Origin of the sequence: Cryobacterium sp. Y29 (assembly GCF_002929825.1) — a bacterium.
Lineage (GTDB): Bacteria > Actinomycetota > Actinomycetes > Actinomycetales > Microbacteriaceae > Cryobacterium.
Genome location: NZ_PJJN01000037.1, coordinates 422,247 through 447,875, shown reverse-complemented (window position 1 = coordinate 447,875; position 25,629 = coordinate 422,247). Strand labels below are relative to the sequence as shown.

Here is a 25,629-nt window from a genome sequence, read left to right as displayed (position 1 = left end):
CACGGCAGCCTGCCGAAATCAGGAGAGTGTCTGCTCCCAAGTCTCCCCAAAAGGAACCGTGTTGCTGAGTTCAAGAGTGTAACGGCCTGCATTGTGGCGGGTCGCCAGGATGCCGGCGCACCGTTGGGCCATCGCTGTTTGCCGAAGCTCGGCCTCTGCATCGTTGAGAATTTCGTGAAGTCGACCAGGCTCGGTGACGAGGACTTCCAAACGCTCGGTGGCGTGGCTGCGCATAATAGGAGCTACTTTCCAGGAAATCCATATGGGATGGCCTATGGCGCCAGAGGTAAAAAATCCCGGGAATGCGGGCCAGGAAATACTGGTACCGCACCCCGGGGGTGGCGTCCCGCAGCTTTGTGAGACGCCTCCATTAATGGACGGGCTAGCGGATGGCGTCGCGGAGATTCTTCGCTGCCAGGGCGGGGTCGGCTGCGCCGTAGATGGCACCACCGGCGACGGCGACATCGGCACCGGCGCGCTGGACCGCCTCGATCGTGGAGAGGTTCACGCCGCCCGCCACGGAGAATGGAACGCGGGCTTCTTCTCCGGAGCGAAGCAGCCCGCTCAGGTCATAACCGGGCTTGGCCTGCTCGTCCAGGCCTGCGTGCATTTCGACGAACTTCGCACCCAGCGCGCGGACTTCCCTGGCGCGGGTGACCTTGTCTGCCACGCCGATGAGGTCGACGACGATTCCCTTGTTGTGAGCCTTGGCTGCCTTGACGGCGCCGGCAATGGTCGAGTCGTCGGCGGCTCCGAGGATGGTGACCAGGTCAGCGCCGGCCTTGAAGGCGATATCGGCCTCAAGTTCTCCGGCGTCCATGGTCTTCATGTCAGCGAAGACGATCTTGTCCGGGTGCGCCGCCTTGACGGCAGTAACAGCGGAGAGACCAGCGGCCTTGATCAGGGGGGTACCCAGCTCAATGATGTCGACGTATTCGGCGACCTTGCCGGCGAGTTCGAGGGCATCTTCGACCGTGAGGAGGTCCATAGCTACTTGGAGTTTCATGATGTTGCTTCTTTCTGTAGGGGAACACGGTGAATGCGGAAAGTGGAGGCCTCGGTTATTTGAGGTTGGCGTGCCTGAGCCAGAGTTGTTCGGTCGGTTCATCGGTGCTGTGCACGGTCAGGCTCAGGTGCATCAGCCTCATGGCGGCCATTCGCAAGACAAGGCCGCTCCGCCCCGCTCCGGCGACGAACAACCGGCCTGTCTGGCCAAGGTGGGCCGCCAGGGTGGCGACCTCCTGTTCGTCAATTTTGGCCGCAGTGTTCGCGATCTCGTCCCTGACGAGGGACAGATTACGAGCAATGTCAACTGCGGTACCGTGCACGGTACGAATCGCAGGTGCTGTCGGATTCACGATTTGTACCCCTTCGATTCAGTCATCGGCCTGTAATGGACGAACGGATGCTTTCCGCTTGATGATCATCCTCGCGAAGCAAACGAGCAGGGGTAATACTGTTTTCTGACGGTTCTCACTACCCTTTCGGATAGGGTGCCCGTTCTCCTCGGTGGACTCTCCGGATGAGGGCAGCATCGGGGTCTCACCTCGGCGGTCGCGGTCAGCCACTCCGAGTTGGCGGAGTGGTTCCCTGACGAGCGTCGGAGTAGTTCGTGTCGAACCATTCGAGGAAGTTGATCACGCACCCACCCGTATCATCCGGCAGATGGATCATTACCGACCGAAGCGGTCAAGATTCATGACCGTGTGCCACGCGGATGCGAAGGCGCTTATGAACTTCTTTATAGCGTGCTGGCTCGCATAGACCTCCGACAGCGCACGCAGCTCGCAGTTGGTCGGAAATATCAGGTCAGTGCGACGAGCTCAAGAGGGTGCACGCCTCGATGCCGGCCCACCAACACCAGATCGGCGTCGTCGAGGAAACACGCGGTCCAGGTCTGCCTGCGTCAACGTCACCGCGTACCGGCCGAAGGTCGCGACCTCGTCATCTGTCAGGAACTTTACCGACATTGGAACAGCCAATGGCGGTAGATGGACGCAACCCATCCGCTTAACGCCACTGACCGTTCCGTTGTTGCTCACGCCCCGAAACCGGATCAGAAATCAAACCAGCGTGTTCATCATCTGCAGTCCCGAAGCCCGGAGGCCCTCACCTTTCACGAGCCCGAACTGTCACCAATGTCCTTGCCGAGTACAACTACCCCTTCGAAGAGGCGAAAAAGTTGACGCAGTCACCCTGATTCTTGAAGACGGGACTCGTGCTAGTTTCCCACCCGCCGTTTTTGCAGTTGTCCTTGCCCGCGAGCACAGTCTGAGTTCCGAACGTGTATTCAGTGCCAGCGAAGTTGATCGCGTTGAGGACGCCCTCGCCTTTGACTCCCGAACCGAGGGAGAAGCCGAACGCGGTGACGACAGCGTTTGGAAAGGCGGTCCGCCACTGGTCGAGGGTGCCGTGGTTGTCGCTGCCGAATCCGCCGCTGTGGGACGGTGCTCCGTCCTTGACGAACAGGTCTGCGGAGTTACTCAACCACCAGTCGTCGCCATAGGTGGCAGGCTCTCCGATGAGGATCCCATCGGCAGTGCCGTCAGCATCGAAGTCGACGATGAGCTGGGCGCCGGGGATACCCCCGGCTGTGTTCGTGTACTCAAGGGTTGGTTCGCCGGCTGCGGCGAGCAGGGTGTTCGTGTCGACGTACTCAGCGACCTTGTCTGTGCTGGTGGTCGAGTCGGTATACATGCGGAGACCGGTAGCGACCACTTCGTAGTGCCCTGTCGCCCTCGTGTCAGAAAGTGCGGAGTTGAAGCTGTCCGGTACGTAGAGGACGCTACTGGCGGCGTTCGCGGGTACTGCAATGGCGAGACTGACGGCTGCGGCGACGATGCCGACCAAGCCGAGCGAGATTTTTCTCATGCGGGGATTCCGTTCTTCCACCACGGCGAACCATGAGCGCGGGAGTGCGTCACAGCTGTGAGGATTATGCACACACTGTACAGGGGGACCGCTCACGAGACGGAATAAATAACACGGCGAGAATGGACGGCTCGAACTCGCCGCCTGAACTCCCACTGGCCTCATGACTGGAAAGCTAGGTTAAACCAGGGCGGGGCGAAGGCGTATCTGAATGCGGTGACCGGCGCCGTGAACTATCTGCGTGCACCGGGCACGCCCGGCAACCAGATCGTCGAGGGTGAAGAGACACTCGGGGTGAAGTACCGCCGGTATTCCGGGCAGTTGTCGCGTGCCTGGGCGCTCTGTTCGGGATCGGACAATCTTGCAGAGTTGCGCCCCGAGGTGAAGTTCTACGAAGAAGTTCGCGTGTGGATGGCCAAGTGGGATGCCAATGACCGGCAGTCCCGCGGCGAACCGATCCCCGAGGAGATTCAGCGTCTGCTGAGGGAGCTGATCGCGTCCGCCACGTCGTCGGGTGATGTGCTAGACATCTACGAAGCGGCCGGAATGCCGAAGCCGTCGCTGAGTGATCTGACTCCGGAGTTCGTGGCGAAGACGCAGCAGGCGCGCAACCCGCATTTGGCAATTGAAGCGTTGCGCAAGCTGCTGACCGAGGAGGCTGTTGCATCCACTCGCAACAACATGGTGCGGCAGCGGGCGTTCTATGACGCGGTGGCGCAGAACGAGTCTGCCGTGGATCTGCAGGGCGAGGGCAAACTGGCCGACATCGCGCGCGGGCTGGTGCAGGTGATGCGCCGTGACGTGCGCACCGACTGGACCGTGCGCGACGACGTGCGCGCAAAACTGCGCTCGTCGATCAAGCGGCTGCTCGTGGTGAACGGCTACCCGCCCGACCAGCAGCCCGACGCGATCAAATTGGTGATGGAGCAAATGGAGTCGATGGCGCTGCGCTTTGCGGAAGATCGCGCGTAATCGGCCTTCACCAGTCACAGGAAGTCGGTCACGGTTTCGGCCAGGCGACGTGCCTCTAGTGCTGGATGACGAGGTCTGGACCGAGGCCGTAACCAACGCATTCGGCACCTGGCTTAATCGACTGATTTACGCAAAAGAGGCCAGCCCCGCGAAGTACGGAACTGGCCTCTGACCTGCGCTTTTTCTTGGTGGGCTGTTTACGAAAGCCAGCACGGCGCGGATCTAGCGCGATTGCGTGCTCCAATTTCCTCCGCTGGTCACCCATTTTTCCTCTAGTTCCTCCAGTCGCTCGCTACGGCCGGTGCCAGAGAACGAAATTAGGCGCGATAAACATGCACAACTTCGAGAGGTGTCGATGTGCACTGCGACCGGGATCCGCGAGGCAAACAATCCGCAGAAGCATATTGTGAATTAACGTACGTAGCCATCCTGGCGGCGAACGTCTCGAAACTACCGTTGCACGCATAGCTGGCCGATCGATTCAAGAGGCGACGAATCTCGGAACGGAAAGCCATGAAATCGCGAATTATTGGCCCAAAAGTTTCGATGAACCAATGCTCATTTGGACTCTATAGATTTGGCGAGCTGACGGGATTTTAAACTGCGACCCCCTGAAAGCTCGGGCCAAATCTGGTCCTCGCCAGATGGCTCGGGACTCGCGGGTTTCCTTGCAGGGAGCCGGGCCGTTCGCTGTCAACGACAGTACGCGGCAGCGGTAGTGTCGCGGGATAACGGAGCGGGTCGGTCTCGCCGGGCGCCGCGGGGGTCGTCCGCGCAGAAACTCGCCGCCGCCCGTGCTCATTCAGCATTTGGGAAAGCGCAACGGCTGGTCGGCAACAACACCTACGATGCGTCCAGACCTGTCGTCATACTTGGACCAACGCGGCAACTAGCCAGACCATGAGCTACGTCTCGAAATGATCAGTCGAGGCGGACGCCTACTGTCGGTTTGGCAGAGGCGTCCCTGGATGGTGATCTCGGTGACGCCTTCCAACCAACTCCGATTCGGCAACTTGGACAAGAAGTTCCGGGACCTCCTTGTAGCAGTCGTTCCCCTGTCTACGTGTGGGCCGGCGCCCCGAGCTGAATTGAGAGCTCCGCAGCGACTCGCGCCGCCAGCAGGCCTGCTTCGTTGAGATGGGTTCCCAACCTGGTCTTGGGCGCGCTGACGTTAATGGCCGCAATGATGTTGCGTCGAAAATCAAAGACCGGAGCGGAGACCCCCACGACGCCCTTCTCGAATTCCTCGTCGACCGTGGCGTAGCCACGCTGACGGATGTGCGCGACTTCGCGCATCAGGCTCTCAAAGTCGGTGACGAGGGGTACCCCCTGTGAGTCGCGCGAGGTCGCGTCGGCCGTGTCGCTGCGTATGAGAAGCGGAGTAAGCGGACCCAGCACGGGCTCGTCATGACCGTGGGCCTCGTACCAGCGCCTGAGATCGTCCTCGGCCCAGTCGCTGACGAGCACCCGCCCTGATGATGTGCGCCATGCGGCGGTGCTGACACCCTCCCAACCGAGCCCGCGGAAGGCATACTCACTCAATTCGCTCGCGAGCGTCAGCACGCTTCCTCCGCGCAAGACGCAGAGGTGTGTGGTCTCGTGAGTGGCCGTGACCATTCGTCGAAGGTACGGCACGGATGCTCGCACCAGACGTGATTCCAGCGTGCGCGCTGCAAGGGCGTAGAGCTGGTACCCCAAGCGATAGTTTTGTGTGGCGTCGTCGCGGGAGACTAGACCGACCTCGGCAAGTGTCGCCAAGGTGCGTGATACGAGCCCCTTATCGCGTCTGGCCAGTTGCGCCACGCGCAAGACACCAAGCCCACCAGCGGAGTCAGCTTCGGGCGATCCGAGTATCTCTAGAAGCTCTAGATCCCGGCGTAGGCCAGCGGAGTTTCGCCGTGGCGCGGCTTTGGCCGCTCCGGTATCCGAGCCGCTGAGCGAGGTCATCATGAATGAAGAATACTTCAGAGTTGCCATATACACAACTGCGGTTGTGCAAAAAGACACGATCTCGTAGTCTCGCTGTATTCCACCGCTGATTGATCTGAATCGCGGTTCACGCAGAGTTGAGTGAAGGAGGGCGCGCCCGTGACCTTAGACCTGAACGGACTGTTGGCGTTCTGGGCCCGCCGATGGGACGACATCCTGGAACTGCTCGGCGAGCACCTCACCGTTGTAGTCGTCGCGCTGGCGATCGCAATGGTTATCGGTGTCGGAGTGGGGATGTTGGTGTGGGACAAGCCCCTTCCTCGGTCCGCCGTCATCGCCGCTGCGGGCGTGGCACTCACCATCCCGTCGCTCGCGCTGCTCGCCCTGCTGATTCCTGCAGTCGGCCTGGGGTGGACGCCCACCGTGATCGCCCTGGTGATGTACTCGCTGCTGCCGATCGTGCGTAACACCATCGTGGGCCTTCGCGAGGTTTCTCCAGCAATCATGGAATCCGCCCTCGGCATGGGCATGACGCCGCTGACGGTGCTGCTCCGCGTTCAGCTTCCGATGGCGTGGCCGATCATCCTCACCGGGGTGCGCGTGGCCGCCCAACTCACGATCGGCGTCGCTGCCATCGCAGCCTACGTCGCCGGCCCGGGCCTGGGCCAGTTCATCTTTCAGGGCCTCAGCTCGCTCGGTTCTAAGAACGCCCTCAACTTCGCACTCACCGGAACGCTCGGTGTCGTGCTTCTCGCTCTCGTCGTCGACGCCGCCTTCGTGGGCGTCACCCGTTCAACCACCTCAAGGGGACTCCGTGCCTAAGCAACTGAACACCGCCCTGCTGCAGATTGCCGGCAAGACCAGTGGTGCGCTCATCGAGCTCAACAACGTCACCAAGCAGTACCCGAACCAGCCTGTCGCCGCGGTGCAGAACTTCTCGATGACCGTGCAGCCCGGCGAGCTGATCATGTTTGTTGGGCCGAGCGGCTGCGGTAAAACCACCACCATGAAGATGATCAACCGCATCATCGAACCCACGAGCGGATCGATCTCGATCGACGGGCGCGACGTACTCTCCCTCGACCCGAGTGAATTGCGTCGCCACATCGGCTACGTCATCCAGCAGATTGGGCTGTTCCCGCACATGACCATTGCTGAGAACATCGGTGTGGTGCCTAAACTCCTGAACTGGAGTAAGGATAAGACCGCCGACCGGGTGCACGAACTGCTCACCACGGTGGGCCTCGAACCCGGTGACTTCGCGCACCGCTACCCCAAGCAGCTCTCCGGCGGACAGCAGCAGCGAGTGGGCGTGGCACGTGCCTTGGCCGCAGACCCACCCGTGATGCTTATGGACGAACCATTCGGCGCCACGGACCCGATCACCCGCGAGAAGCTTCAGGCCGAGTTTCTGCGCTTGCAAGCCTCGATCGGCAAGACCATCATCTTCGTCACCCACGACTTCGACGAGGCCGTGCGGCTGGGCGACCGAATCGCCGTGCTCAGTAATCGTAGCCAGATCGAGCAATTCGACACCCCTGCGAACATTCTCGCTAACCCCGCCAACGACTATGTCTCGTCTTTCATCGGTTTGGGCACTGCCATCAAACGCCTCGTCCTCATTCCCGTGACCGCGGCTCGACTCGGCCCCGCGAGCGCCGCGTCGAAGGGAGGAACCACCGTCCGCACCACCGATTCCCTGCGAGACGCACTTGATTCTCTCGTGCTTACCGGACTCCCGGCGCTGGCCGTTGTTGATGAGTTGAACAAGGCAGTTGGGTCGATCAGCGTTGATCAGATCTCCGCCGTGCTCGGTGCCGAGGTGCCCATTCTCACCCCCACTGCGGAGGCGTGACCATGGTCTTCCCGACCGCAACCAGCGCGACCCCGGTAGTGCGGAGCCGCACCGCCCGGCGCAGCGACGAAATTTGGTCAATCAAGCGGTTCATGACCCCCGCCGTGGTGCTGCTCGTACTCGTCGCCCTCTTTGTTGGGCTCTCGAACATGACGCTCGACTCCATCGAATCCCGCACCCTCAACGCGGACTACATCATCGCCCGCGTGCGCGAACACCTCGGACTCACGGTGGTCGCGTCGGCGCTCGTGGCCGTGCTCGCGATCCCGACCGGAATTTTGCTCAGCCGCACCCGATCCCGCACGCTCAAGGCAATCGTGCTCGGCATCGCCAACGTGGGCCAGGCTACACCGGCGGTCGGCGTCATCATTTTGCTGGCCATCCTCTGGCAGACCGGCTACTTCACCGCACTCGTCGGGCTCGTCGTGTACTCGTTCCTGCCGGTGCTGCGCAACACCATGATCGGCCTGCAGCAAGTCGACGAAAATGTGCGCGAATCAGCATTTGGCATGGGCATGACCCAGAACCAGGTGCTTTTTCGCATCGAGCTACCCCTCGCCGTACCGGTGATCCTCGCCGGGCTGCGCACTTCGCTGGTCTTCTGCGTGGGAGTGGCGACAATCGCCACCTTCATCAACGCCGGCGGCCTCGGCGACATGATCGTGAACGGCCTCAAACTGCAGCGCTACCCGGTGCTCGTGACCGGCGCCGTGCTCGTGGCGTGCATTGCGCTTCTCATCGACTGGGTCGCCGCCACCGCCGAAGACGTGATGCGCCCTCGCGGCACCTAAATTCTCGAATTTTCCCCTTCACAGTCACCACACGCATCCACGATCCCATCCCGCATCCCCACGCACCCCACAAGAGGAGTCACCATGAAGAAACCCACCGTCCTGTCGATCCTGGCCATCACAGCAGTCGGCGCCCTCGCACTCACCGGCTGTTCCTCGGGAGGAGTGACCGAAGCCGGCGGACAAGGTGACGAAGTCGCCGGACTCACCGGTTCCGTGGGAGCCAAGGACTTCTCGGAGCAGTACATCCTCGCCCACCTCACGAGTGCGCTGCTCAACGCTCACGGCGCCGACACGGAAGCCAACACGCAGGTCGTTGGCTCTGCCAACGTTCGCGCCGCCCTCGAAAGCGACGACTTCATGGGCTATTGGGAGTACACCGGCACCTCCTGGATCACCTACAACAACAACACCACCCCGGTGAAGGGCGAGGAAGCCCAGTTCGACGCCACCAAAGAGGCCGACGCGGCCAACGGAATCGCGTGGCTCGACCCGGCACCGCTCAACAACACGTACGCTCTCGCCATTCGCGCCGACAAAGCCGACGAACTTGGGGTCAAGACCCTCAGCGACATCGCCGACCTGCCCGCGGATGAGCAGACCTTCTGCATCGAAAGCGAATTCTCTACCCGCGACGACGGCTGGCCCGGTCTTAAGAGCGCATACGGTCTCGAAGTGCCCGACGCCAATGTGGCTCTGCTCGACACCGGCGTCATCTACACGGCCACCGAAAAAGGCGACGACTGCAACTTCGGCGAGGTGTTCCAGACCGACGGCCGCATCACCGCCCTCGATCTGGTGGTTCTCGAAGACGACCTCGAATTCTTCCCAGTCTACCAAGGAGCATTCACCCTCAAGCAGAGCACCCTCGACGAGTATCCCGGCATCGCCCCGGTCATGGCCTTGATGAGCGACAAGCTCACCACCGAAGAGATGCAGAAACTCAATGCGCTGGCCGACGTTGACGGCGAGGACCCCGAAGACATCGCCAACGACTGGCTGACCGAGCAAGGGCTGATCTAATGACACAGGCCCTGCAGATCGGCGAGAGCTTCATCGGCGACGGCGTGAACGCCGCCCACGTCAATACGGTTTTCGGGCACCGTGACGGTCCGGCAGGAGTCGCCTGGGCGACAGCCCTTGCCACCCCGAGCGCGGGGCACGTTCCTTTCGTCACCGTGCTGCGCCCCTCGCTGCCGGTGAAACCACTCACCCTCTTCGTAACCAAGGCCGCTCCAGCAACGGATGCCCACGGCTTGCTCATCTGGGGACCGGCACAGGCCGGCATCGCGGCCGGAGTCGCCGAAGCGCTGGCTGACGGCACCATCTCGCGGGAACAGGCCGACAGTCATGTCATCATCGCCGCTGTGTGGGTCAATCCCGGAGCGGATGACGCCGAAGCCGTCTACGCCCACAACCGGCTGTCTGTGCACACCGCCCTCGTCAACGGGGCGATGTCGCTGCCGAGCACCGACGCCGTGATCGCGGCCCGCGACAGCCCGTCCAACCCGTTCTTCACCTCGGTGAGCACACCCACAAACATGTCGGCGAGTAGCTCATCGTCCGCCTCGTCCCGCGTCTCATTCGGAGTGTCCACATGAAGATCACGGCGATCCGTCTCATCCGCTTGAACCTGCCGCTCGACACACCGTTTTCGGCGGCCTGGGACCCTGTTCCCCGCCGCAACTTTCCGGCCACCCTGGTGCGCGTCGAAACGGATGCCGGCCTCGTCGGAGTTGGTTCCGGCGACACGATGGACGGTTTCGAAGCTTACGAAGACCTCTTCCTCGGCACCGATCCGCTGCAGATCCTCAATCAGGTGCGCCGTATCGAGACGATCAACTTTCACGGCGGCCGGTACTGGCCGCTCGAAGCGGCGCTCTGGGACATCATCGGGCAGGTCGCCGGCCTGCCGGTCAGCGTGCTCTTCGGCGGCGCGCGCGACCGCCTCACCGCCTACGCCTCCTGCGGTGAGCTAAAACCGGCCCCCATTCGGGCCGAGTCGGCCCTCGCGGCCCGGGAACGCGGTTTCAAGGCCATGAAGATCCGCATCGCCCGCGACCAGATCGACCAGGGCATCGCGGCCGTGCGCGCCACCCGCGAAGCGGTCGGCGCCGACTTCGACATCATGGTCGACCTCAACCAGATGTGGCGCATGAGTGGAGACATCGAGGCAGCCCTGCCGCTGGCACGGGTGCGCCGTGTCGCCGCGGAGCTGCAAGAGCTCGGTGTGCTCTGGCTCGAGGAACCCCTGCCGCAGGCCGATGTTGTCGGCGCCCAACGCATCCGCTCGGAGACCGGTATTCAAGTCGCCGCGGGCGAAATGGTACGCAGCATGGGCGAAATGAGCGCCCTCATCGAAGCGGATGCCTACGACATCTACCAGCCCGACGTCGCCCTCTCGGTGGGCATGTACCGCGCCCGCCAGGTCGCGGAATCAGCGAACCTACGGCACCGGCTCTTCACTCCGCACACCTGGAGCAACGGGCTCGGACTGCTCGCCAACCTGCACGTTGCCGCGGGGGTGGACGCCGGGCCGTATCTCGAGTTTCCCTACGATCCACCCGGCTGGACACCCGAACGCCGTGACTTCTTTCTCACCCCGCTCGACATCAACGCATCCGGTGAACTGGTTGTGCCTTCCCTGCCCGGGCTCGGCGCGCAGATCGACTGGACCGCAGTGAAGAGGTACACCGTATGAGCACTGTGCTCGACACACCCGACTGGATAGCTCGGGCCGACACTCTCGCCCCCGAAACCCGGCTCTTCATCGACGGAACATTTCGACCGGCCCGTGACGGCGCCACCTTCGATAGTTTCTCGCCGCGTGACGGCCACCTGCTCTGCACGGTCAGCGCTGCCGGAGAAACAGATGTCGACGACGCCGTTCGCGCCGCGGTCCGTGCTTTTGAGCACGGGCTCTGGTCCCGTACCGACCGCCGGGAACGTGCTCGGGTGCTCACCCGGCTCAGCGACCTAATGCTTGAGAACCTCGATGAACTCGCCCTACTGGAATCGATCGACTCTGGGCATCCAATCGGTGATGCCCGTCGGGTTGACGTGCCGCAGGCCGCCCGCACCGTGCGCTGGTACGCGGAGGCCATCGACAAGATCTACGACGAGGTGGCGCCCACGCCCCAATCGGCGCTCGCCCTCATCACTCGCGAACCACTCGGCGTGGTCGGCGCGGTGGTACCGTGGAACTACCCGCTCATCATCACCGCGTGGAAGATCGCCCCAGCGCTCGCAGCGGGCAACTCCGTCGTGCTGAAACCGGCCGAACTCACGAGCCTGTCGGCGCTGAAGCTTGCCGAGTTGGCGGCCGAAGCCGGAATCCCCGCAGGGGTCTTCAATGTAGTTCCCGGACTCGGGCCAGTGGCCGGGCAGGCACTGGGGCGGCATCCGCTCGTGGACAAGATCACCTTCACCGGTTCACCCGCTGTGGGGCGGGGCTTCCTGACCTACTCGGGCGAGTCCAACGGCAAACAGGTCGCCCTCGAACTCGGCGGCAAGTCCGCGCAGGTCGTGCTTGCCGATACCGAAGACCTCGCCGCGTGCGCGGAATCCGTGGCCTGGGGGATTTTCTACAACGCCGGGCAGACCTGTCACGGCGGCAGCCGCCTCATCGTCGACGAGCGCGTACACGACGAACTCGTCGACCGAGTGCTTGCTGTGGGGCGGTCGCTCGTGCTCGGGGATCCCCTTGCCGAGGCCACCCAGATCGGAACCATCGCGAGCGAGAAGCAGCTCGACCGGGTGCTTGGGTACACCGACATCGCACGCGCCGAGGGCATAAACGTTCACGGTGGTGGTCGGGTGCGCCCCGAGGGGCTCACCGACGGCTACTACGTCGAGCCCACGGTTTACGATGGCGTCAACAACATGGGGAGAATCGGGCAGGAAGAAATATTCGGCCCGGCACTTGCCGTAACCACTGTACGCGGCGCAGCCGAGGCCGTACGCGTGGCCAACGACAGTCCCTACGGCCTCGCTGCGAGTGTCTGGACCAGCAACATCACTACCGCCCACGCCGCTGCCCGGGAACTTCGCGCCGGCACCGTATGGGTCAACACCTTCGACGCCTCCGACATCATCACCCCCTTCGGCGGCTTCAAGAACTCGGGCAGCGGCCGCGACCGGTCGCTGCACGCCTTTGACGCCTATACCGCGCTGAAAACCACCTGGATCAACCTGGGTGCTTCCAACCTTCCCACCGACTAAGTCGACCACCACAGACTGAATTGAGAGAACTGCTATGACCGCTACTCCGTCGACGCGAGTCGGCTTTATTGGCCTCGGCAACATGGGCTCCGGCATGACCCGCAACCTGCAGAAGGCCGGCTACGCGCTGGTGGTGAACGACATCCGTCGTGAATCGGCCGCCGCACTCCTCGCCAACGGCGCCGTCTGGGCCGACACCCCGGCCGACGTCGCAGCGCAGACCGACGTCGTCATCACAATGCTGCCCACGCCGCGGCACGTCGACACCGTTATCAACGGCAAGCACGGAATTCTCGCCGGAATAGCGGATGGCGGCTGCTGGATTGACATGTCCACCTCCGTTCCCGACGTGGCCAACGGAGTGCGATTCGAACACGCCAACCGCGGACTGCGCATTTTAGACGCCCCAGTCAGCGGTATGTCGGTCGGCGCAGCCTCGGGCATGCTGCAGATCTTCGTTGGAGGCTCTTCTGACGACTTCGACGAGCTGCGACCAATCTTCGAGGCGATGGGAGACCCGGAGCGAATTTTGCACGTCGGTGCCGCCGGAACCGGCTACGCCGTGAAACTCATGATCAACCAGCTGTGGTTCTCGCACCTCGTCGCCACGGCAGAGGTGCTGAGCATCGGAGTGAAGGCCGGAGTCGACCTCAGCGTATTGCGGGCCTCGCTCATTGCGAGCCCCGCCAACAGCAACTTCGTGCAGCACGACGTGCTGTCGATTCTCGGCGAGGGCGACTACGACGAGGGTTTCTCCATCGCCCTCGCCTGCAAAGACCTTGGGCTGTCCATTGACCTGGCCCGGACGGTGGGAGTCCCCGCCGAACTCAGCGGCCTGGTAGAACAAATCTACCGCCGCGCCCGCGCCCAATACGGTGACGGCGCCGGTGAGATGAGCCCGGTGCGCCTCTACGAAGATCTCAGCGGCATCAACCTGCGCCTGAACGATTCCACGCCGACAAGCCCCGCTGATGTCGTCGCGGCCGTCGCCGCGGCCGAAGAAGCCGCCGAAGTCTCCACTGCGGCGTCCATCGCGGCGTCCGTCGCGGCGTCCGCCGCGGCCGTGGCCGTGGCATCGTCTGTCAACGCCGACCTGGCCTCCGTATGAGTGCGATCGAAACCGCGCACGCCGCGCCACAAACTACGGCGACCGGGCTCGCGCCGCTGCCCCGGCCGCTCAGCGAGATGGCGCTCGTGCTCGACCCAAAACCGGTCGCGCACTTCGGTCGCGGCACCGTCACTGAGGTTGGCAGGATCACTGCGGCGAGCGGTGTCACGCACGCGTTGGTAGTGACCGATCCGTTCCTCGCCACGAGCCCGGTTGTCGCCGCTGTACGAGAGGCCCTCGAAGGCGAAGGGCTCGCCGTGACCATCTTCGGCGGGGTCACCCCAAACCCCACGACCACATGCGTTGACGAAGGCAGCGATCTCGCGGCATCGGTCGGCGCGGATGGCATTGTTGCCGTGGGCGGCGGGTCGTCAATGGATGCTGCGAAAGGCATCGCCCTCGGCTCCGTGAACCCGCAGCGCGGCATCGACCTCGACTATCGCAGCACTTTCGAACACCCGGCGCTGCCGATCGTGACCGTACCCACGACTGCGGGCACCGGCGCGGAGGTGAACGCCTTCGGCGTGATCACCGATGTCGTCAGTCACCGAAAGTTCTACGTGGGTCATGACAGCGCGCTCGCCCGGGCGGCGGTGCTCGACCCCGACCTCACCGTCGGCCTGCCGGCCGGAGCGACCGCGGCCACCGGCATGGACGCCCTCACTCACGCACTCGAGTCCTATCTATCGGTGCGAGCGAACCCGTATAGCGACGGCATCGCCCTGCAAGTCATCGCGACCGTCGCCGAGTTTCTGCCGCGCGCGGTCGACAACGGCGCGGACATCGAGGCCCGGTCCGAACTGTTGCTCGCAAGCCACGTGGCCGGAGTCGGTTTCTCACACACCGGACTTGGCCTCGTGCACGGCATCGCGCATCCACTCGGGGGCCAGTTCAATATTCCGCACGGACTCGCGCTGTGCATCGTGATCGAGGGTGTGCTCCGGTTCAACCTCGCCGCCCGCGCGGCCCGCATCGCCCGGGTGGCCTTCGCCCTCGGCGTCGGGCGTACCGACCTGCCGGAGTCCGAGAACGCGCAGCGCGCCATCGAGGCCATCGCCGCGCTTGCCGTAAGGGTCGGTATGACCGGCCCACTCTCGAACTTCGGCGTGACCGAGGGTGACTTGGCGTCGCTCGCCGCCGACACGCTCGCCGATACCGTCACCGTCAACAATCCGATCCAGCCCACCGTCGACGACGTGGTGCGCATTCTGAAGGAGTCCCTGTGACTATCACCCCCGCGACCGACCTGCCCGCGACGAACATGACCGAAGCACGCCAGCCTGCAGGCGTCACCCGCGCCGACGAACTGGCTCTACTCGCGAGCTTGCCCACGGGCCTGTTCATCGGGGGTGAGTGGCGAGCTGCGAGCGATGGAGGAATTTTCGACGTCTGCGACCCCTCGACCGGAAACGTTCTGATTCAGGTAGCGGATGCGACGCCGCAAGACGGCCTGGCGGCGCTGGCGGCGGCATCCGCTGCCCAAGAGCAATGGGCGAAGACCCCGCCGCGAGTGCGCGCCGAAATCTTGCGGGCGGCGTTCGAAGCAGTCACTGCGCGCACCGACGACTTCGCGCTGCTGATGACTCTCGAAATGGGCAAGCCGCTCGCCGAGGCCCGCGGCGAGGTAGCCTACGGCGCCGAATTTTTGCGCTGGTTCTCGGAGGAGGCCGCCCGTATCTCGGGACGGTTTGCGGTCGCGCCCGACGGCCGAAGCCGCCTGATGGTGACCAGGCGCGCGGTCGGGCCGTGCCTGTTCATCACGCCGTGGAATTTTCCGCTCGCGATGGCCACGCGCAAAATCGCCCCGGCCATCGCAGCGGGCTGCACAATGGTGCTGAAGCCCGCGGCGCTCACCCCGCTCAGCGCGCTGCTCTTTGCCCAGGTGCTGCAAGAATGCGGACTGCCAGCCGGAGTACTCAACGTGGTGCAGACCACGAGCGCCGGCGCCGTAACGGGACCGCTGATCACGGACCCCCGGCTTCGTAAGCTGTCATTCACCGGATCGACCCCGGTGGGCATCAACCTGTTGAAAAGTGCGGCGGATCAAGTGCTTCGGGTGTCCATGGAGCTCGGCGGCAACGCTCCGCTCATTGTTTTCGAAGATGCCGATCTTGACGCGGCCGTCGATGGTGCCATGGTCGCGAAGCTGCGCAACGGCGGCGAGGCCTGCACCGCGGCAAATCGCCTGCTGGTGCACGAATCCATCGCGGGGGAGTTCACCAAACGTTTGGTAAAGCGCATGCGCGCCCACACCGTCGGCCGCGGCACCGAGCCCGGATCGTTGCTCGGCCCGCTCGTCGATGAAGCCACCCGGGCCAAGGTGCACGAGCTCGTGACCGACGCACAGACGGCGGGCGCGCACCTCGCCCTCGGCGGGGCGTACATCGACGGCGCGGGATACTTTTACGAGCCGACCGTGCTGACGGATGTCCCCGCCTCCGCCCGCATCATGCACGAAGAAGTCTTCGGTCCCGTCGCGCCGATCATCACCTTCGTGACCGAAGAGGAAGCGATCGCGTTGGCTAATGACACCGAATTCGGTCTCGTTGGGTACGTCTTTACCCTCGATCTCAACCGTGCGCTGCGACTGTCCGAGGAGCTCGAGGTGGGCATGCTCGGAGTGAATACGGGCATCGTCTCGAACCCGGCAGCACCGTTTGGTGGAGTCAAGCAGTCTGGGCTTGGCCGGGAGGGCGGCTTCGAGGGCATCGACGAATACGTGGAGACACGCTATGTGGGCATCGCCGACCCCTTTGCCGCCGTGAACTAGACCTCCGGACGCGTCGACCACCTTGACGTGCCCCCGGGCCATGCCTTGCAGCCCGCCCACCAACTCGAGCAGAAATGACGGCCGTCACTCGTGGCGATGCCGGCCTGCACCCACGCCACCGTGACGGTCGCGGCAAACCGACGGGTAGGCTGCTCGCTATTCGGCAGTCTCGTTGGGGTCTTCATCCAGCCGGCTCTCGGTCGCGCTGCCGACCTGCAGGGCTTCGGCGCCTCCCTCGTGATCGGCGCTGCCGTCGAACTCATCGGGTACCCAGTCTGGAAGCACCCCGGCGACAGCAGCACCATGCCAGTGGATGTCGCTGCTCCCGCCGCATAGACCGAATCGCTCTCATCCCGCCCTGAGTAAGCTCGCTACTATCTCCAACGAGCAAGGGAACTCATGGCCACCGGTGAGACGCAGATCGACAATGGTATTTTTCGCGTGACCAAGTGGACGATTGAACCGGGAGGTGCCATTCCGATGCATGTTCATAAATTCGAGTATGCGGTCGTGCCCCTCGTCAACGAAACCATGCACGTGATCAACTCCGACGGCTCAGAGATCGTCGCGGAAATTCGTACTGGCCAGAGCTACACCCGGCCGTCTGGAGCCGAACACACCGTCGAGAATCGTGGGTCGCGAGCGATCGAATTCGTGGAAGTTGAAAAACTCGTCTGACGACTCACCTACTGGGCCTGGTATTCACTCTGGTCCTGCAAGGCCAGCACCTGGCTCACCCAGCAGCCCGAATCCGGACTCGCCGTCGTCACAAGTGGCCCGGGGTGGCTCGCCACATTCGCTGCGTACATGGGCGTGTGGATCATGATGATGTTCACCATGGACTACGCCGCACTCGGAAAGCGCAAGGACACCAAATTCCACCAGCGGTGGAGCTTTGGCTGGGTGTTCTACATTCTCGCTTACGGTTTCAGCGCCTCAGTGGGCATCTTCCTCACCTTCACCATCCCGGGACCCGACGCTTCTGAAACTGGCCTCGCCGGTGTGGGCGCGACCTGGGGCCCCAATCTCGCCGCTGTCGTCGCCTCCGCCGTTAACGGTGGGCTGTGGAAGACCACTGCGGGTAGCACGGCTCTGGTCACGGCGCTTGCCGGTACCAAGTAACAGGATTGCCCTGTTGCTGCGGCGTGGGAGTGCCTTCGGGCATTCCCACGCCGTTGCTATTTGTCGTCAAGGTCGACCAGACGCAATGCAAACAGGCAAGTGGCCTGACCTTCCACGGAGCTGAGGTTCAAGCGCAACAGCGATTCGATCTTGCGCAGTCGATAATTGAGCGAGTTGCGATGAATGAACAACGCGCTGCAGGTCTTCGACGGCTGTGCGTCATTGCGCAGGTACGCGCGCAGCGTCTCCACCAATGGGCCGGTGCGCTTCGAGTCGTGTTCCCAGAGCGGGGCCAGAAATTTGCGTGCTGACTCCTTTGACCCCCGTCCGGCGGTGGCCGTGACGACGGCGCTGAGTCCGAAGTCCGGGGCAAGCTGGGGCCGATCGATCCTTTGCACCATTTGAAGAGCGTGCACCACCGACAATCGAAGCTCGAACAGGCTGAGCGTGGGACGTTTCAGAACTAGTGGCTGCCAATCATGGATGTGCAGCAGGCGCTCGACGACGATATCGAAGTCAACGCGAGGGTTTTGCGCCAGCGCGACCATGCGGTCGCCGAACTCGGCAACCCGAACAGTCTGAAACTTCTCGTGCAGGGCAACCCGCAATTGCCAGGATGTCGAGGCGAACTCGCCGCTCATATCCGCGACCAGAACGGTCGTCTCCTCACTCGTATCCAGGCCGATGTCCTGAAAGGTCCGCCTCACGTCGAGATGCGTCGCTTCCTCCCAAGACTGGCAGGCGATCACAAAATTCTTGATCTCGTGCTGACGGCTGGCATCAACAATCACCGATCGGTTGAGTTGCAGCGCAATGATGGACGCGACCGGTCCCAGCAGGGAGGCGAGTGGGCTGTCACTGTCCTTGTCTCGGATGGCCAGGCGGCAGGGATTATTGAGTCCCATCGGCAGGGGAATATTCAACACTCCCACCTCCGGCTTTGTTCTGATTCCCTCCGTCCACGACGCGATTGCCGGGTATTGCGCAATCACCGTGCCATAGGCGTCGTAAACGGCCAGGGGAGACTGGATCGTGTTGAAGATGGTGGCAAGCAGGGTCACCACCTCGGCATCCTGGTTGGCAAGCCGAGCGCATTCATCGGCAAGCGTCCAGCCCTGGTTGACCACAGCCAGCCGTTCGGCGTGCATAACGCTTTCAATGAAGCGATTCACCTGCAATGGGGGAACCGCTGCAGGCACTTCCAACAGGGGGATATCCCGCTTAGTGCAGGCGGCGACCAAGCCGGGAGGAAGGACGCGATGGGCCATCCCCGTCGCGAAGACTATGGCGCAGACGGGTACCTCGGCGAGGCGCTCAACGAAAGCGTCCCAGGTACGCTCATCGGAGAAATTCATTCCGATACCGCTGGTGAGTAGCAACGCATGCGGATCAAGAAACGGCGTGGGATCCATCAGTTCGGTGGGAGCGCATCCGCTGAGTTCGGTCGCCAGACGCGCCTCCGATGAGGGCGTTTGCAGCAACAACTGCAGGGACCGTTCCAGAATCAGGTCGACAACGCGCATCGGAACGTCCAGTCTAAACGGCAGTTTGCACAAAGTTTTCCGCAAGCTTAGTGCAGATGCCCACTGGGCCGTGCCGCCTGCGCACCGTAGCGTGGGGGGATGGTAGATGTGAACAGCAGGTCGAACATCAGCGTGAACTCCGATATGGGGGAAGCCCTCGGCATTCACAGTTTCGGAAATGACGAAGCCCTTATGAAACTGGTCGACGTGGCGAACGTTGCCTGCGGCTTTCATTCCGGAGATCCCGATGCAATGGACACCACCGTTGCGCTCGCTCGACAGCACGGGGTGCTCGTCGGAGCGCATCCGGGGCTGCCCGACTTGGTCGGGTTCGGTCGCCGCGAAATGAAGCTGATGCCCTCCGAGGTGGAATCGATTATTCGGTACCAGGTGGGCGCACTCGTTGCATTTCTGCACAAGTACGACATGCCACTCAACCACATCAAGCCGCACGGTTCCCTGTTTGGAATGCTGTCCCGTGATGAGTCGCTCATGCAGGCGGCAGCGAAGGTTGCCAAGTCGTATGGTGTGCCGATTTTCGGTCTAGCCGGCACCGCGCACGAGACGGTTACCGAGCGCGAAGGCGTGGAATTCGTGTCGGAACTCTACGTGGACTTGAACTACAACGCTGAGGGTGGCCTGATAATTCTCCGTCGCCCGGAGAACACTGACCCGGCTCAGGCTGCGACCCGGGTGCGCCGGGCACTCGCGGACGGTACGGTGCTGGCCAACGACGGTACCGAACTCCAGATCCCCTTCGGCAGCGTGTGCGTGCACTCTGACACCTCGAACTCTCCAGCCGTCGCCGTTGCCGTGCGTGAGGCGCTCGGCCGATGATTCACCACGCCCGATGGGTGCCCCGAGCGGCTTCCGCGTGCGTTTCCACTCCCAACCGCTCGATGAAAGTGAACTTATGAGCCGCCAGATCATCTCCCCGCTTCCCGGAATTTTCTATCGCAAGCCCGGCCCGGGCAAAGACCCCTACATCAACGAGGGCGATACCGTCTCGGCAGGGCAGACCATCGGCCTCGTGGAGATTATGAAGCAATTCAGCGAAGTGCGCGCCGAATTCGACGGTGTGCTCGAAAAATTTGAGGTCGACGACTTCGGCGTCGTCAACCCCGGTGACGTGATCGCCCTCACCTCCTGAACGTCGTCTGCAGAGATCAGCGCTGCCCCGCCATCGATCACGTTTCACTCGACTCACTGGAAGACTCAATGAAAAAACTCCTCGTAGCCAATCGCGGCGAAATCGCCGTTCGAATCATCCGTACCGCTCGCGAAATGGGGCTCGTGACCGTCGCGGTCGCGAGCGAAGCCGACAAAGCCTCTCTCGCCGCAGACCTGGCCGATGAGGTCATCGTGGTGGGGCCGGCCCCGGCGGGGCTCAGTTATCTCAACCACGATGCCGTGTTGAAGGCCGCCCTCGACAGCGGCGTGGATGCCGTTCATCCCGGTTACGGTTTTCTGTCCGAGAATGCCGAGTTCGCTCGCAAAGTACTTGCCGCCGGTCTTATCTGGGTGGGGCCCTCCCCGGAGTCGATCGAACTCATGGGAGACAAGTCCCGTGCTCGACGGGCGGCGCTTGACGCCGGTGTTCCGACTCTCCCCGGTACCGAAACGGCAGTGCAGGACGACGATGATCTCGAAGCCATTGCGGCACGCATCGGATACCCCCTGGTGGTCAAGGCTTCTGCAGGGGGTGGGGGGCGCGGCATCCGTCTGGTGGAGGACCCGGCACAGTTGCGCGCGACGGTCGAGATAGCGCAGGCGGAAGCCCTCGGTGCCTTCAACTCTTCCGATGTGTACTTCGAGAAGTTCGTGACGCAGGCCCGCCACGTTGAGGTGCAGATTCTGGGAGACGGTGAGACGTACGTGCACCTCGGGGACCGAGACTGCTCCATGCAGCGCCGGCAGCAGAAAATTCTGGAGGAAGCCCCGGCGCCCAGCCTGCCGGACGCCGTACGGGAACGGATGCGCGACTCATCGGTGGAGCTGGCGCGCAAGGCGAACTATGTCGGCGTGGGTACCATCGAGTTTCTCTACGATCCGGCCAGCCATGAGGTCGCTTTCATTGAAATGAACACGCGTATTCAGGTAGAACACACCATCACCGAGGCCATCACCGGAATGGACCTGGTGCGTGAGCAGTTGCGGATCGCCGCCGGTCAGAAGCTCGACATCACGCAGAATGACGTTCACTTCGTCGGCCACGCGCTGGAATTTCGCATCAATGCGGAAGATCCCGACAACAACTTCATGCCGAGCCCCGGCCTGATCAAGGCCATGACCCTGCCCGGAGGCGCGGGCGTGCGTTCGGATTTCGGTTTCACCGCGGGCAAAACCGTGGCCCCGTTTTACGATTCGCTGCTCGGCAAGATCATCGTCTGGGCACCGACACGGGAGCTGGCCATCGCCCGGTCGCAACGGGCCCTTGACGAAGCGCACATCGACGGAGTCAAAACCACCATCGGGCTGCTCCGCTCACTGGTTGCCCTGGATGACTTCGCCGAGGTCAACCACCACACCAAATACATCGAGACCGTCTTGAGCCCGTTGGGAGACGCCGCATGATGCAGCAGACCATGGCCCGATACACCTGGGGTGGCGACGAATTTCTCTTTGTCGAAATCACTGAAGGCATGTCACTCGAAGCCAACTTCATCTCCAACAGCATCGCGAATGCCTTGGAATTGCAGCAACTCGCGGGCATCGTGGATATCTGCCCGGCCAACGCGTCACTCCTGGTGCGGTTCGACCCGGACATCCTGGACTGGCAACAACTCGAACGAGCAGTGCGCCGACTGGAGCAGGAGGTGCGAGCGGCCACCGACAAGGTTCTCCGAACGCGCATCATCGAGATCCCCGTTTGGTATAACGACCCGTACACGAACGAAACCGGTGCCCGGTTTCGTGAGGGCTACCATCAGCGGCCCGAAGGCAACGACCTGGACTACGCCGCGGAGGTGAATGGGCTGGCCGATGCCGAGGAATTCATCAAACGGCACCATGAAACTCCGTGGCTGGTTTCCATGGTGGGCTTTGTGGCCGGTCTGCCCTTTCTCTACCAGCTGGTCGAGCGTGAGCAGCAACTCCAGGTTCCCAAGTACCTGAGCCCCCGCACGGATACCCCGGCGCTGACGGTCGGCTACGGAGGCTGCTTCAGCTGCATCTACTCGGTGCGCGGTGCCGGTGGGTATCAGATGTTCGGCGTGGCGGCCGCCCCGATCTTCGATCCGGCCCAGCGACTGGACGACTTCTCGGACTTCATGATTTTCTTCAAGCCGGGTGACATTGTGAAGTTCAAGCCGATTGACGAGGCAGAATATCGGCGCATCCAGACAGAGGTCGATGCCGGAACCTTTCGGTACCGACAAACACCCATTGATTTCGATTTGAGTGCGGCCCTGGCCGACCCCAATAAGTACACCTTGTCGCTTCTGGAGGCACTCAATGGCATTTGACGTTCTCGAGCCCGGCTTGTCCACAACAGCGCAAGACCAGGGACGTATCGGTTACTACAAATTTGGCCTTCCGCAGGGCGGATCGATGGACCAGTATTCGGCCACTCTCGCCAACCGTCTAGTCGGTAACACGGTGTCTGATGCGGTGCTGGAGTGCACCTATATCGGTCCCAAACTCGTGTCCACAACCAACGCGGTCATTGCCGTAACGGGAGCTCCGGTCGATGTGTTCGTCAACGGCCAGCTCGTACCCGAATACGAACGGATCGAGCTTTTGGCTGGAGACGAGCTGAAATTCGGTGTGATCAAGGGCGGCACCAAGTACTTTATCGCCGTGCACGGTGGAATCGATGTACCGGAGGTTCTCGGTTCGCGCTCGACCTATCCCATCGGAGCCATCGGGGGAGTGGACGGGCGTGCGCTCGTTGCCGGAGACGTTGTTCCGGTTGGTGTCGGCTCAGATAACGGCCTCCCGGTGGTCACGTCCATCGCCGTTGACGATCGTCCCGTCTTTTCCAAGGAGGTGAAGGTGCGCGTCATGCTCGGGCTGTACGATCACAATCTTTCTGCCAAAGGATTAGACAGCCTGTTGAACAGCGAATGGACGCTAACTCCTGTCGCTGACCGGATGGGACTACGGTACAGCGGACCCGGAGTTGAGTGGAAAGACCGCGAGCAGCCCTTCGGAGCCGGGCAGGATCCTTCGAATATCGTCGACGCCGGATACGCTGTCGGTTCCATTCAGATTCCCGGCGGTACCCAGCCCATCATCCTGCACCGCGACGCTGTCTCCGGCGGTGGGTACGCTATGGTCGCCACGGTCATCTCCGCGGATATGGACCTGGTCGCGCGTTGCGCGCCGGGTACGAAGACCCGATTCGTCGCTGTGAACATGGAGGAAGCGCTGGCTGCGCGCCAGGAAAACAACGCACGAGCCGCCCGAATCTGGTCTTAATCGGGCGTCGGTCGCTCGCGATTAGTCCGGCTGTCTGAGCAACACCGACCGCGATCCTAACGAAACGCTGAGTTAGTCGTCACAGAGCGCCGCGGTCGGGAACAAATCGTGCACGGGAGCCCCGAAACGATTCGCAAGGCCTCAGTGCTGCTGCTGCATTCCGAAGAACTCTGGCGGTCTCGCGCCCAGCGCTCAGTTCTTGTCTCTCGCAAATGCCTTGTCGAGAAGCTTCGCCGTTGCCGGGTTCACTACTGCTAACAACTACCTCGCTGCGCCGGATGTAGTGCTGCACGGTGGTCTTCGTGTCCGTGTGACCGAGCAGTTCCGCGGCCAGCTCGACGTTGGCGTTTTCGTTGACCGCGGTGGCCACCGTGCGGCGGAGCAGGTGCGGCGTCACCCCGGCGATTCCGGCATTACCAAGAACGCTGCGTAATTGTCGGCGCACGTTCGCGGTGGTCAGCGGGGTCCCATCCCGTGATTGGAAGAGCAGGGCATCCGGGTCGCGGTCGCGGGACATTGCGAGACGTCGACGCATCGCGTCGGATGTGAAGGTTGGCAGCGCCACCACGCGCCTCGATTTAGCTGTCTTGGGATGATCCTGCCGAAGGGTCAGCTCGCCCTTGCGGCTCACGATCGTGCCGGCCAGGCGAATGGACGGGACGGCGCTGGTGACGTCGACGTCCAGGCGGCGGATTGCCAGCACTTCTCCGATGCGTGCTGAGGTGCCGAGCATCACCTCGACGATTGAGCTGAGCTGCCCGTCTGTCCGGGGACCGGAGACGTATCCGACGCCCGCCTCCCAGGCGGCGATCGCGGAGCGGATCTTGTTCACCTCGACCGCGGTGAGCGCGTCGGGGATGTGCGGCTCGCGGTGCAGACGGGCCACGTGGTCCATGGGATTGGTCGGGACGATCTCGTGCCGCACCGCCAGCTCGAGTGCCAGGCGCAGCACGACCCGCGATTGTTTGGCGCGAATGTAGGGGAGCTTGGCCATCTGCTTGATGAACTGGTCGCAGCGAACCACGCCGATCTCGCGCAGCGCGAGATATTGAAACACCCGCAGTACGAGCGTGCGCATGTTGCGCTCATACAGATTGCGGGTGGTCTTGGAGATTCGATTCTCCGCGTCGATGTCGTCCAGCCAGTACTTCACCAGGTCAGGGAACGGGCTGTCTGGAGGCAGATAGCCGTTCGTCGGCTGCAGCTGGTTTCGGTCGGCGAGATTGCCCTTCAATGCGCGCTCGGCGGCCTTGGCCGTGGCGCCAGTCGCCTGCACTTGGCGGGACTGGCCGTCCCAGTCGCGATACATGGCGCGAGCCATGAACTGGCCCGACGGCATGATCCGCACGGTGATGTCACCGAACGTGCCGATTGTTAGGCGCGGCCGCGACATCTCAGTTCACCGCCGGTCGGGCGGCCCAGACGGTTCGCGCTGCTGTGCCATCCAGGAGCGCACGTCGGAGATCGTGAATTTCAGATGCTTGCCGAACCGGTACGCAACAGGGCCTTTGCCATGCACGCGCCAGTCGTAGACGGTCGAGACCGGGATGCCGAGGTAGGTCGCCAGCTCGGTGACGTCCATCAGGGGCTCCAACGCCTCGGGGGAGACGGTGGCTGGAGATGCTTCGTTTGTGTTCATATTCCGTAGGTGCGACCGGCGTACCTAAGCAATGAAAGACGACCGAGTATGACGTGGTCGCCTCGCACTGCTGAGTCGCCAGAAGGCGTTCTCGGAGGGGTTTTTGATGGGGTGATCAATTGTCTAACCTAAAAAGTCCCGGAAACCCTTGAGTTTCCGGGACTTTTGGTCGGGCTGACAGGATTCAAACCTGCGACCCCTTGTAGGTTTTTGCCTACATTATGTCGTTACCGAATGTCTCCGAAAACCCGCGGATTCCCTTGTTTTTACAGGGAACCGGGCGGTTCGCTGCCTCCAATCGTACGTCATCGATTTGGGTCATTTGGCGATGAATGTGATGGGTAAATGATGACCATTTGGCCCGCTTTTCGCGGGCGTATGTCATTGCCGACGCTGACCGGCGCACCGC

Annotated in this window: 27 protein-coding genes; 19 read left to right on the top strand and 8 right to left on the bottom strand. The window is 62.6% G+C overall.

Annotation, left to right across the window (positions count from 1 at the left end):
* Positions 1-18: 18 nt before the first annotated feature.
* From CXY74_RS17095 to CXY74_RS17080, 4 genes are all read right to left on the bottom strand, one after another.
* On the bottom strand, positions 19-234 hold the full coding sequence (locus CXY74_RS17095; protein ID WP_104201514.1) for a hypothetical protein: 216 nt from the start codon (positions 232-234) through the stop codon (positions 19-21).
* A gap of 148 nt (positions 235-382) precedes the next feature.
* Entirely contained in the window at positions 383-1,006 is a 624-nt protein-coding gene (gene hxlA, locus CXY74_RS17090) for a 3-hexulose-6-phosphate synthase (RefSeq protein WP_104201513.1), read from the bottom strand.
* Positions 1,007-1,061: 55 nt separating this feature from the next.
* Positions 1,062-1,358, bottom strand: coding sequence for a hypothetical protein (locus CXY74_RS17085; protein WP_233193583.1), 297 nt, complete (start codon positions 1,356-1,358; stop codon positions 1,062-1,064).
* 799 nt (positions 1,359-2,157) lie between these two features.
* Complete coding sequence (locus tag CXY74_RS17080; protein ID WP_104201512.1) at positions 2,158-2,871, bottom strand: hypothetical protein; 714 nt, start codon at positions 2,869-2,871, stop codon at positions 2,158-2,160.
* A gap of 108 nt (positions 2,872-2,979) precedes the next feature.
* Here CXY74_RS17080 and CXY74_RS17075 point away from each other — a divergent pair, with 108 nt between their 5' ends.
* The gene (locus CXY74_RS17075; protein WP_104201511.1) at positions 2,980-3,843 is read left to right on the top strand and encodes a DUF3387 domain-containing protein; all 864 of its coding nucleotides are present in this window, start codon (positions 2,980-2,982) and stop codon (positions 3,841-3,843) included.
* Positions 3,844-4,902: 1,059 nt separating this feature from the next.
* Here CXY74_RS17075 and CXY74_RS17070 read toward each other — a convergent pair.
* Positions 4,903-5,793, bottom strand: a complete 891-nt coding sequence (locus CXY74_RS17070; protein WP_233193579.1) for an IclR family transcriptional regulator — start codon at positions 5,791-5,793, stop codon at positions 4,903-4,905.
* 159 nt (positions 5,794-5,952) lie between these two features.
* On the opposite strand from CXY74_RS17070, the gene CXY74_RS17065 reads away from it, so the two are divergent.
* The 13 genes from CXY74_RS17065 to CXY74_RS18135 all read left to right on the top strand — a co-directional run bounded on the left by CXY74_RS17065 (position 5,953) and on the right by CXY74_RS18135 (position 17,639).
* Entirely contained in the window at positions 5,953-6,594 is a 642-nt protein-coding gene (locus CXY74_RS17065) for an ABC transporter permease (RefSeq protein WP_233193652.1), read from the top strand.
* Positions 6,587-7,627 carry an ABC transporter ATP-binding protein gene (locus CXY74_RS17060; protein ID WP_370446171.1) on the top strand — a complete coding sequence of 347 codons (1,041 nt, stop codon included), beginning with the start codon at positions 6,587-6,589 and terminating at the stop codon, positions 7,625-7,627. Before CXY74_RS17065 ends, CXY74_RS17060 begins: the two co-directional genes overlap by 8 nt.
* A 2-nt stretch (positions 7,628-7,629) precedes the next feature.
* The gene (locus tag CXY74_RS17055; RefSeq protein ID WP_104201510.1) at positions 7,630-8,418 is read left to right on the top strand and encodes an ABC transporter permease; all 789 of its coding nucleotides are present in this window, start codon (positions 7,630-7,632) and stop codon (positions 8,416-8,418) included.
* 84 nt (positions 8,419-8,502) lie between these two features.
* Positions 8,503-9,441, top strand: coding sequence for a glycine betaine ABC transporter substrate-binding protein (locus CXY74_RS17050; protein WP_104201509.1), 939 nt, complete (start codon positions 8,503-8,505; stop codon positions 9,439-9,441).
* On the top strand, positions 9,441-10,019 hold the full coding sequence (gene fae / locus CXY74_RS17045; protein WP_104201508.1) for a formaldehyde-activating enzyme: 579 nt from the start codon (positions 9,441-9,443) through the stop codon (positions 10,017-10,019). Before CXY74_RS17050 ends, fae begins: the two co-directional genes overlap by 1 nt.
* Positions 10,016-11,119 carry a mandelate racemase/muconate lactonizing enzyme family protein gene (locus CXY74_RS17040; protein ID WP_104201507.1) on the top strand — a complete coding sequence of 368 codons (1,104 nt, stop codon included), beginning with the start codon at positions 10,016-10,018 and terminating at the stop codon, positions 11,117-11,119. The genes fae and CXY74_RS17040 overlap by 4 nt, the downstream gene beginning before the upstream one ends.
* Complete coding sequence (locus CXY74_RS17035; protein ID WP_104201506.1) at positions 11,116-12,639, top strand: aldehyde dehydrogenase; 1,524 nt, start codon at positions 11,116-11,118, stop codon at positions 12,637-12,639. Before CXY74_RS17040 ends, CXY74_RS17035 begins: the two co-directional genes overlap by 4 nt.
* Before the next feature lie 34 nt (positions 12,640-12,673).
* On the top strand, positions 12,674-13,747 hold the full coding sequence (locus tag CXY74_RS17030; RefSeq protein ID WP_104201505.1) for an NAD(P)-dependent oxidoreductase: 1,074 nt from the start codon (positions 12,674-12,676) through the stop codon (positions 13,745-13,747).
* Positions 13,744-14,973 carry an iron-containing alcohol dehydrogenase family protein gene (locus CXY74_RS17025; protein ID WP_233193578.1) on the top strand — a complete coding sequence of 410 codons (1,230 nt, stop codon included), beginning with the start codon at positions 13,744-13,746 and terminating at the stop codon, positions 14,971-14,973. Before CXY74_RS17030 ends, CXY74_RS17025 begins: the two co-directional genes overlap by 4 nt.
* A gap of 35 nt (positions 14,974-15,008) precedes the next feature.
* Complete coding sequence (locus tag CXY74_RS17020) at positions 15,009-16,517, top strand: NAD-dependent succinate-semialdehyde dehydrogenase (RefSeq protein ID WP_104201576.1); 1,509 nt, start codon at positions 15,009-15,011, stop codon at positions 16,515-16,517.
* A 90-nt stretch (positions 16,518-16,607) separates the two neighbouring features.
* The gene (locus tag CXY74_RS17015) at positions 16,608-16,853 is read left to right on the top strand and encodes a hypothetical protein (protein WP_158252389.1); all 246 of its coding nucleotides are present in this window, start codon (positions 16,608-16,610) and stop codon (positions 16,851-16,853) included.
* A gap of 63 nt (positions 16,854-16,916) precedes the next feature.
* The gene (locus CXY74_RS17010) at positions 16,917-17,195 is read left to right on the top strand and encodes a cupin domain-containing protein (protein ID WP_104201503.1); all 279 of its coding nucleotides are present in this window, start codon (positions 16,917-16,919) and stop codon (positions 17,193-17,195) included.
* Positions 17,196-17,324: 129 nt separating this feature from the next.
* A complete protein-coding gene (locus CXY74_RS18135; RefSeq protein ID WP_233193576.1) occupies positions 17,325-17,639 on the top strand; it encodes a hypothetical protein in 315 nt (104 codons plus the stop codon).
* Between the two features lie 56 nt (positions 17,640-17,695).
* Here CXY74_RS18135 and CXY74_RS17000 read toward each other — a convergent pair whose 3' ends face one another.
* Positions 17,696-19,444 (bottom strand): PucR family transcriptional regulator, encoded by a 1,749-nt coding sequence (locus tag CXY74_RS17000; protein WP_233193647.1) that lies wholly within the window; start codon positions 19,442-19,444, stop codon positions 17,696-17,698.
* On the opposite strand from CXY74_RS17000, the gene CXY74_RS16995 reads away from it, so the two are divergent.
* The 5 genes from CXY74_RS16995 to CXY74_RS16975 all read left to right on the top strand — a co-directional run bounded on the left by CXY74_RS16995 (position 19,325) and on the right by CXY74_RS16975 (position 23,581).
* Positions 19,325-19,999, top strand: a complete 675-nt coding sequence (locus CXY74_RS16995) for a LamB/YcsF family protein (protein WP_233193640.1) — start codon at positions 19,325-19,327, stop codon at positions 19,997-19,999. The genes CXY74_RS17000 and CXY74_RS16995 overlap by 120 nt on opposite strands.
* Positions 20,000-20,075: 76 nt before the next feature.
* Positions 20,076-20,312: an acetyl-CoA carboxylase gene (locus CXY74_RS16990; protein ID WP_104201500.1), complete on the top strand. Its 237-nt coding sequence runs from the start codon at positions 20,076-20,078 to the stop codon at positions 20,310-20,312.
* A 68-nt stretch (positions 20,313-20,380) separates the two neighbouring features.
* A complete protein-coding gene (locus CXY74_RS16985; protein WP_104201499.1) occupies positions 20,381-21,736 on the top strand; it encodes an acetyl/propionyl/methylcrotonyl-CoA carboxylase subunit alpha in 1,356 nt (451 codons plus the stop codon).
* Positions 21,733-22,626, top strand: coding sequence for an allophanate hydrolase subunit 1 (locus CXY74_RS16980; RefSeq protein WP_370446170.1), 894 nt, complete (start codon positions 21,733-21,735; stop codon positions 22,624-22,626). The genes CXY74_RS16985 and CXY74_RS16980 overlap by 4 nt, the downstream gene beginning before the upstream one ends.
* Positions 22,616-23,581, top strand: a complete 966-nt coding sequence (locus CXY74_RS16975) for a biotin-dependent carboxyltransferase family protein (RefSeq protein WP_104201498.1) — start codon at positions 22,616-22,618, stop codon at positions 23,579-23,581. The genes CXY74_RS16980 and CXY74_RS16975 overlap by 11 nt, the downstream gene beginning before the upstream one ends.
* A gap of 79 nt (positions 23,582-23,660) precedes the next feature.
* On the opposite strand, the gene CXY74_RS16965 is transcribed toward CXY74_RS16975, so the two are convergent.
* On the bottom strand, positions 23,661-24,974 hold the full coding sequence (locus CXY74_RS16965; protein ID WP_233193574.1) for a tyrosine-type recombinase/integrase: 1,314 nt from the start codon (positions 24,972-24,974) through the stop codon (positions 23,661-23,663).
* A 6-nt stretch (positions 24,975-24,980) separates the two neighbouring features.
* Positions 24,981-25,220, bottom strand: a complete 240-nt coding sequence (locus tag CXY74_RS16960) for a helix-turn-helix domain-containing protein (RefSeq protein ID WP_233193567.1) — start codon at positions 25,218-25,220, stop codon at positions 24,981-24,983.
* Positions 25,221-25,629 lie beyond the last annotated feature (409 nt).